Source organism: Mycobacterium sp. E740 (assembly GCF_001672895.1).
Taxonomy (GTDB): Bacteria; Actinomycetota; Actinomycetes; order Mycobacteriales; family Mycobacteriaceae; genus Mycobacterium.
The window spans coordinates 1-12855 of record NZ_LZKP01000115.1 but is presented as its reverse complement, the minus strand read 5'-3'; the positions used below and the strand labels follow the sequence as shown (position 1 = coordinate 12855).

Below are 12855 nucleotides of genomic sequence, written 5' to 3'. Positions count from 1 at the left end.
GGACTGCGCGAGATCCGCGGTGTTTCTCATAACGATGGTCGGTGCTAACGATAACGATTCGGTCCGGCTCTTCCTCCTTGCCTGCCGGATAGGAAACTCTTCCCGGCTCGGCACCGGATTCTGGCTCGTCGGCAATTACGCCGACCACCGTGGGTCTCGCAAGATTTCTCTCAACAGCGCACCACCCCACCGCCCGAGAGGAATCCACGATGATCAACTCAGCCGCCCGCATCCTGATCGCCATCAAGTACGCAGTGACCCTGTCCGGCGTGCTGGCCGTCCTCATCCTGGCTCCGGCCACCGCCCGCGCCGTGGACAACGAGCCGAACCCCGGCTCCGGAGGCTGCAACTACACCGACGCCGACGGCTACAACATCCCGATCGACAACGGCCAGGATGTCTTCGTCGACGGCAAGATCGTCAGCTGCCGCGACGGCAAGATCGTCGTCACCACGGCGCCCGCGCGTGGCAACATCGCTCGGTCGCCCATCATCAACCGGAACCTGCCGGTGCTCGCGCAGCCCTGATCTTCCCTTTGCCCCTCCGGGATTCGGCCCGTCACCGATGATGGTGGCGGGCCGAATCGGCGCCCGGCCACCCGCGGCGCCGGGGAAGTGACGGGTCGATGGCCGGGAACGTCGCTGTGATCGGCGCCGGTCCCGGCGGACTGGTCGCCGCACGCTGGCTCCTCGCCCAAGGTTTCGAGCCGACCATCTTCGAGCAGGGCGCAAGCCTCGGCGGCCAATGGTCCGGTCACCCAGGACTGAGCGGAGTCTGGCCCGGCATGCACACGAACACCAGCCGCGTCCTGACCGCGTTCAGCGATCTGAGACCCGGTGACGGCGCGGTGTTTCCGTCGAACCACGAGATTCTCGGCTACCTCCACCGCTACGCCGAGATGTTCGGTCTTCCCGCGCGCATCCGCCTCAACACCCGGGTCGAGAGTGTGGGTCGTGTCGACGCCGGGTGGCTGGTCGCCACAGCGGGCACGGCGGAGACGTTCGACCGCGTGGTCGTTGCCACCGGACGGTTCCAGTCGCCGGCGATTCCCGCCGTCGCCGGCCTGGGCAGCTTCTCGGGTGAGGCAGGAGCGTTGTCCACCTTCGACTTTCGCGACCCGGCGGTCTACCGCGGCAAGCGGGTTCTCGTCGCCGGGTGCGCGGTGAGCGCTTTAGAGATCGCCGCCGAGCTGGCGCATCACGACGCTGACCGCATAGTGCTGACGCAGCGCCGGCAACGCTACGTACTGCCCAAGTTCGCCGCGGGTGTGCCGTCCGACCACCGCATCTTCACCCGTTACGGCGCGCTGGCGCAGGAGGTGCTGCCGGCATCCGAAATCGACCGCCAACTCAAGGAAATCGTCGTCGAGGCCGGCGGAACTCCTCAGCAGTACGGTGCACCGGCGCCGGATGCTTCGCTGCTCGCCGCCGGCGTCACACTCAGCCAGCACTTCCTACCGCTCGTGGCCGAGGGTCGCATCGCGGTGCGTCCGTGGATGCGGGAAGTGGCCGGCCAGGCGGTCACATTTGCCGACGGGTCAGTCGAGCACTTCGACGGAATCGTGTTCGGAACGGGCTTTGCACTGTCGATGCCGTTCTTGAGCCCCGACATCCGCGCCACGCTCGATCTGGACGCGGTCCATCTCGACGCCGATCGCCACACCTTTCATCCCGCGCTGCCCGGCCTTGCTCTCATGGGGATGTGGGACCAGTCCGGCGGGTACTTCGTGCCGCTGGAATTGCAGGCCCGGTGGATCGCCTACACGTGGGGAGGCCGCATCGCGCCGCCCGGCCAGGTGCGGCAGTGGCAAGCGGTCGAGGGGTACCGCTCGCGGCGTGGGCTACCGCAGAAAACCCGAATGAACCTGGCGGCCATCGCTTTCGCGCGGGCAGCGCACGTGGAACCGCGTATCCACGACTGGCCCGATCTGCGCCGTGCCCTGCTTTTCGGGCCGCTCGCCCCCAGTTGCTTTCGACTGCAGGGCCCGGACGCATTGCCTGAGGCGGCATCCCAGTTCCGTTGTGATGCTGCAGCTTTCGACGCCATCACCTCCGCGGAGCTCACTGAACGAGAACGTGCTTACTGCGCGATGCTCGACAGCACCGCAGGTGACAGGTAGTACTACTCAGGCGCATCACCGGCGGTAGGGGCATGCTGGCCCCATGACGCTGACCAGGCCTCTGTCCGGTGCCGACGAGCTCGCCGCCGAAACCCCGGCGGGCCGCGACCGCGCCGTCGATGTCGCACGGCTAGCCGCGCTCGTCGTCGTGATGTTCGGGCACAGCGCGCTGCTACTGGCGACCATCGACGCCGGCGGAGTCCGGATCGGCAACCTGCTCGGGGCGATTCCCGCGCTCGCTCCGGTCACGTGGGTGCTACAGGTCATGCCGCTGTTCTTCCTGGCCGGCGGTGCCGCGGGCGCATACGGCTGGCGGCCGGGGCGGTCATGGGGGACCTGGCTGCTGACTCGCGCACAGCGACTGTGCCGACCGGTTTTCTGGTACCTCGCGCTCTGGTCGGTCGCACTGCTGGCTGTGCGCCTGGTCCTCGGTGCGAAGTCCGCCGCGGACCTGGGCCGCGAATCTGTCGCGCTGCTGTGGTTTCTCGGCGTCTACCTGATCGTGCTGGCGTTCGTCCCAGCGCTGACCCGGCTGTCGAGCGGCCGGGCCGTCGCGGCGCTCGTCGGCTCACTGCTCGGCACCGCCGCTGCGATCGACGCGATCCGGGTCTGGGCCGGCACACCCATGGCCGGTGCCGCGAACTTCGTCGTCGTCTGGCTCATCCCGGTGGTCTTCGGGGTCGGTTACGCCCGCCGGTTGGTCAGCCCGCGCGCGGCGGCCGTCGTCGCCGTCGCCGCGCTCGCCGCGCAGGTGACGCTCGCGATCGTCGGTCCCTACGAGGTGTCGCTCGTCGTCACCGGTGCCGAGCACCTCTCCAACGTGTCACCACCCACGCTGCTGCTCGCCCTGCACTGCACCTGGATGTCGAGCGTCTTCGTCACCTGCGCCGGGGCGATCCGACGGTGGGCCCGGCACAGGCGCGTCTGGTACGTCGTCGCGATCGGCAACGGGGGAGCGATGACGCTGTACCTCTGGCACATCGTGGCGATCGCGATCGCCGCGTTCTGCCTGCACGCATTCGATCTGGACGCCTATGACGTTGCAACACAAGGATTCTGGGGACTACTCGCACTGCGCGCGTTGGTCTTCGCGGCCGTCATGTTCGCGATGTTCCGCCTGCTGTCGCCGCTCGAACATCTGCGGCTCCCGTGGTGGGACGACCCGGTGCGCGCGACCGGCATCCGCTCGGCCGTCGCCGGCGCGCTGATCGTAGTGACGGGTCTGGCCGTCCTGCTGTTGGCCAAGAACGGGCTTACCGGAGTGCTGGGATGGACGATGCTGGGCTGCTTCACTGCCTCGGCAGCGACGGCGCGGGCCATCGCGCGGGCTCAGGCCGAGGCCTGACGCGCTGCGGCCACCAGAACCAGCGGCCGAGCAGGGCGGCGATCGACGGTGTCATGAACGCCCGGATCACCAGCGTGTCGAACAACAGGCCCATGCCGATCGTCGTACCGACCTGCGCCACCACGGTCAGTTCGCTGACGGCCATCGAGATCATGGTGAAGGCGAAGACCAGACCCGCCGCGGTCACCACCGACCCGCTGCCGCCCATCGCGCGGATGATCGCGGTGTTGATGCCGGCGGGCAGTTCCTCCTTCAGCCGCGCGACCAACAGCAGGTTGTAGTCGGCACCGACCGCCAGCAGGATGATCACCGCCATCGCCATGACCATGAATTGCAGCTCGATACCGAGGACGTGCTGCCACACCAGGATCGACAGGCCGAAGGACGCGCCCAGCGACAGCACGACGGTGCCCACGATGACGGCGGCCGCGACCAGGCTGCGGGTGATGATCAACATGATCGTGAAGATCAGCGCCAGCGCGAGGATCGCCGCGATCATCAGGTCGTAGCTGTTGCCCTCCTGCATGTCCTTGAACGCCGCGGCGGTTCCACCCACGTAGATCTTCGACCCTTCCAGCGGAGTGCCTTTGATGGCTTCCTTGGCGGCCAGTTTGATGGCGTCGATGCGCTCGATGCCGTCGGCGCTGAGCGGGTCGCCCTCGTGCTGGATGATCATCCGCACCGCATGACCGTTGGGCGAGATGAAGTTCTCCATGCCACGCTTGAATTCTTCGTTGTCGAAGATCTCCGGCGGCAGGTAGAACGTGTCGTCGTTCCATGCGTCGTTGAACGCGTCGCCCATCGCTGATTGGTTCTCGCCCAACGCTTCCTGCTGGTCCTGCAACCCGGACTGGCTGGAGTGCATGGTCAGCATCATCTGGCGCATCGTCTTCATCGACTCGATCTGCTCGGGCATCAGCGCCAGCAGTTGCGGCATCAGCGCATCGAGCCGTTCGAGGTCGGGAATCAGGGCTTGAACGTTGTCGGTCAGCAGGTTGGTGCCGTCGATCGTGTCGAAGATCGACCGCATCGAGGTGCAGACCGGGATGTTGAAGCAGTGCGGTTCCCAGTAGAAGTAGTTGCGGATCGGGCGCAGGAAGTCGTCGAGATCGGCGATGTGGTCCCGTAGTTCGGCGACGTCGGCGGTCATGGTGCGGGTCTTCTCGACCATGCTGTGCGTGGTCGCGTTCATCTCGCCCATCAGCGCCATCATCCGGGTCATGGTGTCGATGTTGGTCTGCATCTGGTCGGCCTGCACCAGCATGTCGGCCATCCGGTCCTGCATGTACTTGCGGTTCAGGTCCTGGCTGACGCCGCCGAGACTCAGCTGCGCCGGAATCGTGCTGAACTCGATGGGTTTTCCGTTGGGCCGGGTGATCGCCTGGACCCGCGAGATCCCCGGCACGCGGAAGATCGCCTTGGCGATCTTGTCGATCACCAGGAAGTCCGCCGAGTTGCGCAGATCGTGGTCGCTTTCGATCAGCAGCAGCTCGGGGTTCATCGTGGCGGGGGAGAAGTGTCGTTCGGCCGCCGCGAATCCCTGGTTCGCGGGTAGATCGGCGGGCAGATACAGGCGGTCGTTGTAGTTCGGCTGGTAACCGGGCAGCGTCAGCAGTCCGACCAGGGACAGCGCCACCGTCCCGAGCAGGACCGGGCCCGGCCAGCGGACGATGGCCGCACCGATCTTTCGCCAACCGCGGATTCGCATGGCGCGCTTGGGTTCCAGCAACCCGAACCGGCTGGCGACGGTGATGATCGCCGGCCCCAGCGTCAACGCGACTAGCACCGCGATCGCCATCCCGACCGCCAGCGGAACACCCAGCGACTGGAAGTACGGCAGCCGGGTGAACGACAAGCAGAAGGTCGCGCCGGCAATCGTCATGCCCGAACCCAACACCACGTGCGCGGTGCCGTGAAACATCGTGTGGAACGCCGATTCTCGGTCCTCACCGTTGGTGCGCGCCTCCTGATAACGCCCGATGAGGAAGATCGCGTAATCGGTCGACGCCGCGATCGCCAGGGTGACGAGCAGGTTGGTCGCGAACGTCGACAGCCCGATCAGCTCGTGGTAGCCGAGGAACGCCACCACACCGCGGGTCGCCGCGAGCGCGAGGAAGACCATGGCGAGCGTGATCAACATGGTGGCGATCGACCGGTACACCAACAGCAGCATCGTGATGATCACCGCGAACGTGACGAACTCGATGATCCGCACGCTGCGGTCGCTGGCGATCTGCTGATCGGCCACGAGAGCCGAGCCACCGGTCACGAACACTTTGACGCCCGGCGGCGGGGTGAGGCCGTCGACGATGTCCTGCACGGCGTCGACCGACTCGTTGGACAGCGCCTCGCCCATGTTTCCGGCCAGATACGCCTGCACGTACACGGCCTTGCCGTCGGCGCTCACTGCTGCGGCCTCGGTCAGCGGGTCGCCCCAGAAGTCCTGTATGTGCTCGACGTGCGCGTCGTCGGCCTCGAGCCTGTCGACGAGCTCGCCGTAGTACCGGCGCGCGTCGTCGCCCAGCGGCTGCTCGCCCTCCAGGACGATCATCGCCGCGCTGTCGGACTTGAACTCCTCGAACACCTCGCCGACGCGCTTCATCGCGATCACCGACGGCGCTTCGGACGGGCTCATCGACACCGACCGCAGTTGGCCGACGACCTCCAGCTGCGGGACGCTCACGTTGAGGATCGCAATGAGCGCGATCCAGCCGACGATGACGGGGATGGCCAGCCGTCGGATCCACTTGGCCAGCGGATGCGGGGTAGGAGCGCTCACCAGGAGTTCACCTCGGCGGAGCTCCTCACTTGGTTAGGACAGCCTTGTTTAGGTCAGCCTTAGTCCTACCATATGCGTCGACCGCACACACGAGACAGCCACCGGGTACACATCCCGGTGGCTGTCTGTCGGTCGTCGGGTGGTGGCTACCAGTTCCAGACTTGGGGCTGGCTGGGCGGGTAGTTCATGCACACGTCGGTGGCGTGCGCGACGACACCCTTGTTGTTGAAGAACAACTTGGCCCAGTTACCCCAGCGGGTCGCCATCTGCTCGTAGAAGACGTTGGTCGCGGTGTCTTCGGAGTACTGTCGCCGACCGGCGTAGTCCAGCGAGAAGAACCAGTAGATCCGGTCGCGGGCGCCCTTCTGGACATCCAGCGGCCGGTTCTTGTAGTCGATCATGTACCGCTCGTAGTAGAACGGATCCTTGTCGCGGACGGCGGCCATGTACTGGTCGACCGTGCAGGTGGTCCTCAGCATCCGGTTCGGAATCGGGTAGTCGTCGGTGGCGTCCGCGGACGCGACGGCCGGGAAGATCATCGCCACGCAGCCGATGACGGCCAACGCGATGCTGCCTTTACGAATCACTGCAAGACTCCTTTGTCGCGCGCTTGGTCGAGGATCGGGAGCAGATCAGGGCAATAGTGACGCATCGCGCCGGCGAGGAACTTCCACGTCTGCTCCGTGCTGTTCTGACCCTGCGGCAACTGGTCGCGGACGAAGTTGGCCGAGGCGAAGGCGTCCTTGTCGAGGTGATTGCGCTGCCGCTTGCAGGCGATCTTGCCCATCCAGGCGTAGTAGTCCTTCTGCCCGTAGATGCCGTACGTGTGCAGTTCGTTGCTGAAGTCGGTGTCGGGGTCCGCCTGGGCGGGCGCCGCCAACATCAAGGCCGCCGCTGCGGACGCAACTACGACGAACAGTCTCTTCATGACTGGGCTCCTCCTGGACCTGACGACGTCAATTCCCCGGTCTTGGGCCACGCTACCGGCACGGGCCTCTCCCTCACCCGCTGTGGCCACCAGAACCACTTACCCATGAGCGCCGCGATCGACGGCGTCATGAATGCCCGGATGACAAGAGTATCGAACAACAGGCCAAGTCCGATGGTGGTTCCGACTTGCCCGATGACTGTGAGTTCGCTGACGGCCATCGACATCATGGTGAAGGCGAAGACCAGGCCGGCGGACGTCACGACCGAACCGCTGCCGCCCATGGCGCGGATGATCCCGGTCCTGATGCCGGCGTGCAGCTCCTCCTTGAGCCGCGACACCAGCAGCAGGTTGTAGTCCGCGCCGACGGCCAGCAGGATGATGACGGCCATCGCCATCACCATCCAGTGCAACTCGATGCCCAGGATGTGCTGCCAGATCAGGATCGACAGACCGAACGAGGCGCCGAGCGAGATCACCACGGTGCCCACGATCACCGCGGCAGCGACGACGGCACGGGTCAGGATGAGCATGATCGTGAAGATCAGCGCGAGCGCAAGGATGGCCGCGATCATCAAATCGTAATTATTTCCGTCGGACATGTCCTTGAAGACCGCGGCGGTGCCCGCCAGGTAGATCTTCGAGCCCTCCAGCGGCGTGCCCTTGACGGCTTCCTTGGCGGCCTGCTTGATCGCGTCGATCCGCTCGATGCCCTCAGGGGTCATCGGGTCACCGTCGTGAGCGATGATGAACCGCACCGACTTGCCGTCCGGAGAGATGAAGTTCTCCATCCCCTTCTTGAACTCGGCGTTGTTGAAGACCTCGGGGGGAAGGTAGAAGGAGTCGTCGTTCATCGACGCGTCGAACGCGTCACCCATGGCGGTGGAGTTCTCCTGCATGGCCGCCATCTGATCCTGCATGCCCTTCTGCGACGAGTACATCGTCAACATCATCGTCCGCATCGTCTTCATCGTTTCAATCATCGGCGGCATGAGCGTCACCATCTGCGGCATCAGCTTGTCCAGCCGCTCCATGTCGGGCAGCAGGTTCTGGATGTCGTCAGTCATCGTGTCGATGCCGTCGAGGGTGTCGAAGACCGAGCGGAACGCCCAGCAGATCGGGATGTTGAAGCAGTGCGGTTCCCAGTAGAAGTAGTTGCGGATCGGCCGGAAGAAGTCGTCGAAGTTGGCGATGTTGTCGCGCAGCTCGGCCACGTCGACCGTCATGTCCTTCATCTTGGTGACCATGCTGTGGGTGGTGGCCGCCATCTCCTCGGTGAGCGACGACATCCGCTGCATGCTCGCGATGGTCTTGGACATCTCGTCGGCCTGCACCAGCATGTCGGCCATCCGGTCCTGCAGATACTTCTGGTTCATCTGCTGGGTGGTGCCCTGCATGCTGATCTGGAACGGGATCGAGGTGTGCTCGATCGGTTTGCCGTCGGGCCGGGTGATGGCCTGCACACGCGAGATTCCCGGCACCCGGAAGACCGCTTTGGCGATCTTGTCGATGACCAGGAAGTCCGCGGAGTTGCGCAGGTCGTGATCGCTCTCGATCATCAGCAGTTCCGGGTTCATCCGGGCCTGTGAGAAGTGCCGGTCCGCGGCCGCGTAACCCTGGTTGGCCGGCAGGTCCGCGGGCAGGTAGTTGCGGTCGTTGTAGTTGGTGCGGTAGCCGGGCAGGGCGAGCAGGCCCACCAGCGACAGCGCGACCGTCGCCACCAGGATCGGGCCGGGCCAGCGCACGACCGCCGCGCCGATCTTGCGCCAGCCGCGCACGCGCATCGCACGCTTGGGCTCGAGCACCTTGCCGAACCTGCTGGCGATGCTGATGATCGCGGGCCCGAGCGTCAGCGCGGCGAGCACCGACGTGACCATGCCGATGGCCAGCGGCACACCCATGGTCTGGAAGTAGGGCAGGCGGGTGAAGCTCAGGCAGAACACCGCGCCGGCGATCGTCAGACCGGAACCCAGCACGACGTGCGCGGTGCCGTGGAACATCGTGTAGTAGGCGGACTCCCGGTCCTCCCCGGCTCCGCGGGCCTCCTGATAGCGGCCGGTCAGGAAGATGGCGTAGTCGGTGCCGGCGGCGATCGCCAGCGTGACGAGGAGGTTGGTCGCGAACGTGGAGAGCCCGATGATCTCGTGGTATCCGAGGAAGGCCACCATGCCGCGCGCCGCGGACAGTTGCAGCACCACCATCACCAAGGTCAGCAGCACCGTGATGATCGACCGGTAGACCAGCAGCAGCATCACGATGATGACCGTGAAGGTCAGCGCTTCGATCATCCGCATGCTGCGGTCGCCGGCGATGTGCTGGTCGGCCGCGAGCGCCGCCGGACCGGTCACGTACGCCTTCACGCCCGGCGGCGGCTGCATCCCCTCGACGAGCTTCTGCACCGCCTCGACGGACTCGTTCGCCAGCGCCTCACCCTGGTTGCCGGAGAGGTACACCTGCACATAGGCGGCCTTGCCGTCGCTGCTCTGCGCGCCGGAAGCGGTCAGCGGATCGCTCCAGAAGTCCTGGACGCTTTGGACGTGCTTCTTGTCGGCCTCGAGCTTGTGGATCATCTGGCCGTAGAAGGCGCGGGTGTCCTCGCCGAGGGGTTTGTCCCCCTCGAGCACGATCATCGCCGAACTGTCTGAGTCGTACTCCTGGAAGACCTTGCCGACGCGCTTCATCGCGATCATCGACGGCGCCGACTCCGGGCTCATCGACACCGCGCGCATCTGGCCGACCGTTTCCAGTTGCGGCACAGACACATTCAGGATCGCGATCAGCACGACCCAGGCGATGACGATCGGCACGGCGAACAGCCGGATGGCGCGCGGGATGAACGACCGCTTGGCGTGCCGGACGGGCGGGAAGGCGTCGGTGGGCGCCTCGTTCGTCGACGTGCTCATGCGGATTTCACGAAGCAGAAGGTCTGAGCGCTCACGCCGGTGGAGGTTCGCTCGTCCTTGACTTCATCGTCGACGGTGATCCGGCAGGTGATGCTCGAGCCGTCACCCTGGGCGACGATGTTGGGCGCAGCCGACGGCGCCGTCGTCTGCAGGGTCAGCGTCCAGGGCAGCGATGCGCCGTCGACCCGCTGGGGCCGGGCGTCGAGGTCCAGATAGTTGATGTCGGCATACGAACCGGAGCCGAAGATCTCGTATTTCACGACCTTGGGGTCGAACGGCTCGGGGTCCTCGGCGAACACCCGGGGCGTGACGATGATGCCCTCGGCACCGAAGAACGTCCGGATGCGGCTGACGGTGAAGCCCGCGATGGCCACCACGGCGATGATGACGAGGGGAATCCAGACCTTTCTGGCAAGTCGGAACATTTAGAGTTCCCGCCTGGTGCAACCCATATCCGCCCTCAAGTCGATTTCGTTCGCTGTGTATGCGCTGTGCGTAACTTAGCCCATATAAGTTCTCATCCAGGCCTAGGTTAACTCAAGTCGGAGTGCTGCTGTTCACCACGCGGACGACGGTGTGATTCAGGTCACGACGAACGTATTTCGAAGCGATCGAGGTAGCGCCCGACGAACGCTTCGGCTTCGGCGTGACCACGCGTTATGCCGAGCCCCCGTTCGAGCAGCACGATCCGGGCCAGGCTGGTGACGATCATCGACATCACCACCGGCGGGAACGCCTTGGCGTCCGCGCCGTGCGCGGCCATCGCGGAGGCCACGACGCTCTCTTCGACGGCCCCGAAGCGCTCCGCGTACGCCGCGATTTCGCTGCGGATGGCCTTGCGATGGTTGGCCAGGGCCATGAACTCCATGAACAACCGCGCGCCGTGGGTGCTGTTGAGCCGCCACAGCGCGTGCAGGGGTTCCTCGGCGCCGACCGACTCACGCTGTCGGGCCAGGTTCACCTCGGCGCCTTCGCGCAGCACGGCGAGGAACAAGTCGTCCATGCTCGGGAAGTAGTAGTGCACGAGTGCCGGCTTGACGCCCGCCTTGGCCGCCACCCGGCGCGAGCTCGCCGCGGCGTACCCCTCGTCGAGCATGACCTGGGCCGTCGCCTCGATCAGGGCCGACCGGGTTGCCGACTCGCGGCCACCCCTTGACCGCTCGCCGACCGGGCTGCTAGACATGGCGCCAGCCTAGATGTTGGGCGATCGCCCAACAAGTGAGGAAGCGGTGTCGATGGCTGGTCGGGTAGCGGGCAAGGTCGCGTTCGTCACCGGTGCGGCGCGCGGTCAGGGCCGCAGTCATGCGGTGCGGCTGGCCCAGGAGGGCGCCGACATCATCGCGGTCGACGTGTGCCGGGCTTTCGACGATTCACCGGCAGAGGGGTCGACTCCCGAAGACCTCGCCGAGACCGCCGACATGGTCAAGAACCTCGACCGGCGGATCGTCACCGCCGAGGTCGACGTCCGTGACTTCGATGCGCTCGAGCGCGTCGTCGACGACGGCGTCGAACAGTTGGGCCGCCTGGACATAATCGTCGCCAACGCCGGGATCGGGACGGTCGGCACGAAGCTGCACAAGATCGCCGAGCCCACCTGGCAGGAGATGATCGACGTCAACCTCAGCGGGGTGTGGAAGTCGGTGAAAGCCGGTGTCCCGCATCTGCTTGCCGGCGGACGCGGCGGGTCGATCGTGCTGACGAGCTCGGTGGCCGGCCTGAAGGCCTACCCGCACACCGGCCACTACACCGCGGCCAAACACGGTGTCGTCGGCCTGATGCGGACCTTCGCCGTCGAACTCGGCCAGCATTCGATCCGGGTCAACTCGGTGCACCCGACACACGTCAACACGCCGCTGCTGATGAACGACAAGACGTACCGGATGTTCCGCCCGGACATGGACAACCCCGGTCCCGACGACCTGGCGCCGATCTGCCGGACCTTCCACATGTTGCCGATACCGTGGGTCGAGGCCGAGGACATCAGCAACGCGGTGCTGTTCTTCGCATCGGACGAATCCCGTTACATCACAGGTGTTCCGCTGCCCGTCGACGCCGGTAGCTGTCTGAAGTAGGAGATGGATCTTGACCGTCATCAACGACAGCACGGTCTACTACGACCCGTATCGGGTGGACATCGTCGCCGACCCGTACCCCGTGTACGAGCGCCTGCGCGAGGAAGCACCGCTCTACCACAACGAGCAGTACGGCTTCTGGGCGCTGTCGCGCCACGCCGACGTCGAGCGGGCACTGCTGGACTGGCAGACCTTCTCCAACAGCCGGGGAGACATCCTCGAACTCATCCAGTCGGAGTTCGACATGCCCAAAGGCGTGATGATGATGGAGGATCCGCCGGTCCACACGATGCTGCGGGGTCTCATGTCGCGGGTGTTCACCCCGCGGCGAATGGCTGAGCTCGAGGACCAGATCCGCCAGTACTGCGTCAACTGCCTGAACCCGCTGGTGGGCCACGACCGGTTCGACATCATCGCCGAACTTGCCTCGATGATGCCGATGCGCGTCATCGGGATGTTGCTGGGAATCCCTGAGTCCGAACAGGTTTCGGTGCGCGATGCCAACGACGCGAGCCTGCGCACCAAGCCCGGCTCCCCGATGAAAGTCGTGCGCGCGGACAAGATCGCCGACGGCAGCATCTACGCCGACTACGTCGACTGGCGCGCTGAGAACCCCTCCGACGATCTGATGACGGCACTGCTCAACGTCGAGTTCGAGGACGAGAACAAGGTGACGCGCAAGCTGACCCGCAAAGAGGTCCTGCACTAC

General features: G+C 65.5%; 10 protein-coding genes and 1 pseudogene. 5 read left to right on the top strand and 6 right to left on the bottom strand.

Annotated features, from left to right (window positions below; genetic code table 11):
- Nucleotides 1-209: 209 nt before the first annotated feature.
- The 3 genes from A5663_RS11140 to A5663_RS11130 all read left to right on the top strand — a co-directional run bounded on the left by A5663_RS11140 (nucleotide 210) and on the right by A5663_RS11130 (nucleotide 3464).
- Nucleotides 210-527: a hypothetical protein gene (locus tag A5663_RS11140; RefSeq protein ID WP_068148162.1), complete on the top strand. Its 318-nt coding sequence runs from the start codon at nucleotides 210-212 to the stop codon at nucleotides 525-527.
- A gap of 98 nt (nucleotides 528-625) precedes the next feature.
- Nucleotides 626-2119, top strand: a complete 1494-nt coding sequence (locus tag A5663_RS11135) for an NAD(P)/FAD-dependent oxidoreductase (protein ID WP_068148159.1) — start codon at nucleotides 626-628, stop codon at nucleotides 2117-2119.
- 43 nt (nucleotides 2120-2162) lie between these two features.
- On the top strand, nucleotides 2163-3464 hold the full coding sequence (locus A5663_RS11130; protein WP_068148156.1) for an acyltransferase: 1302 nt from the start codon (nucleotides 2163-2165) through the stop codon (nucleotides 3462-3464).
- Here the strand turns inward: A5663_RS11130 and A5663_RS11125 are convergent.
- The 6 genes from A5663_RS11125 to A5663_RS11100 all read right to left on the bottom strand — a co-directional run bounded on the left by A5663_RS11125 (nucleotide 3409) and on the right by A5663_RS11100 (nucleotide 11257).
- Nucleotides 3409-6243 carry an RND family transporter gene (locus A5663_RS11125; protein ID WP_304443154.1) on the bottom strand — a complete coding sequence of 945 codons (2835 nt, stop codon included), beginning with the start codon at nucleotides 6241-6243 and terminating at the stop codon, nucleotides 3409-3411. The two genes, A5663_RS11130 and A5663_RS11125, sit on opposite strands and share 56 nt — an antisense overlap.
- A 146-nt stretch (nucleotides 6244-6389) precedes the next feature.
- Entirely contained in the window at nucleotides 6390-6782 is a 393-nt protein-coding gene (locus A5663_RS11120) for a DUF5078 domain-containing protein (protein WP_082974055.1), read from the bottom strand.
- A gap of 44 nt (nucleotides 6783-6826) precedes the next feature.
- On the bottom strand, nucleotides 6827-7171 hold the full coding sequence (locus A5663_RS11115; protein ID WP_068148148.1) for a DUF732 domain-containing protein: 345 nt from the start codon (nucleotides 7169-7171) through the stop codon (nucleotides 6827-6829).
- Nucleotides 7168-10074 (bottom strand): RND family transporter, encoded by a 2907-nt coding sequence (locus A5663_RS11110; RefSeq protein ID WP_068148146.1) that lies wholly within the window; start codon nucleotides 10072-10074, stop codon nucleotides 7168-7170. Before A5663_RS11110 ends, A5663_RS11115 begins: the two co-directional genes overlap by 4 nt.
- Entirely contained in the window at nucleotides 10071-10499 is a 429-nt protein-coding gene (locus A5663_RS11105; protein WP_068148143.1) for an MmpS family protein, read from the bottom strand. The genes A5663_RS11110 and A5663_RS11105 overlap by 4 nt, the downstream gene beginning before the upstream one ends.
- Nucleotides 10500-10660: 161 nt before the next feature.
- Nucleotides 10661-11257, bottom strand: coding sequence for a TetR/AcrR family transcriptional regulator (locus A5663_RS11100; protein WP_082974054.1), 597 nt, complete (start codon nucleotides 11255-11257; stop codon nucleotides 10661-10663).
- A 52-nt stretch (nucleotides 11258-11309) separates the two neighbouring features.
- Here A5663_RS11100 and A5663_RS11095 point away from each other — a divergent pair, with 52 nt between their 5' ends.
- Entirely contained in the window at nucleotides 11310-12146 is an 837-nt protein-coding gene (locus A5663_RS11095) for a mycofactocin-coupled SDR family oxidoreductase (protein WP_068148209.1), read from the top strand.
- Nucleotides 12147-12156: 10 nt separating this feature from the next.
- Nucleotides 12157-12855, top strand: a pseudogene (locus tag A5663_RS11090) (cytochrome P450); the annotation flags it as partial.

Bases quoted from the DNA above. Each gene is read 5' to 3' on its own strand.
- A5663_RS11140 (WP_068148162.1), top strand. From the start codon at position 210: ATGATCAACTCAGCCGCCCGCATCCTGATCGCCATCAAGTACGCAGTG.
- A5663_RS11135 (WP_068148159.1), top strand. From the start codon at position 626: ATGGCCGGGAACGTCGCTGTGATCGGCGCCGGTCCCGGCGGACTGGTC.
- A5663_RS11130 (WP_068148156.1), top strand. From the start codon at position 2,163: ATGACGCTGACCAGGCCTCTGTCCGGTGCCGACGAGCTCGCCGCCGAA.
- A5663_RS11120 (WP_082974055.1), bottom strand. From the start codon at position 6,782: ATGATCTTCCCGGCCGTCGCGTCCGCGGACGCCACCGACGACTACCCG.
- A5663_RS11115 (WP_068148148.1), bottom strand. From the start codon at position 7,171: ATGAAGAGACTGTTCGTCGTAGTTGCGTCCGCAGCGGCGGCCTTGATG.
- A5663_RS11110 (WP_068148146.1), bottom strand. From the start codon at position 10,074: ATGAGCACGTCGACGAACGAGGCGCCCACCGACGCCTTCCCGCCCGTC.
- A5663_RS11105 (WP_068148143.1), bottom strand. From the start codon at position 10,499: ATGTTCCGACTTGCCAGAAAGGTCTGGATTCCCCTCGTCATCATCGCC.
- A5663_RS11100 (WP_082974054.1), bottom strand. From the start codon at position 11,257: ATGTCTAGCAGCCCGGTCGGCGAGCGGTCAAGGGGTGGCCGCGAGTCG.
- A5663_RS11095 (WP_068148209.1), top strand. From the start codon at position 11,310: ATGGCTGGTCGGGTAGCGGGCAAGGTCGCGTTCGTCACCGGTGCGGCG.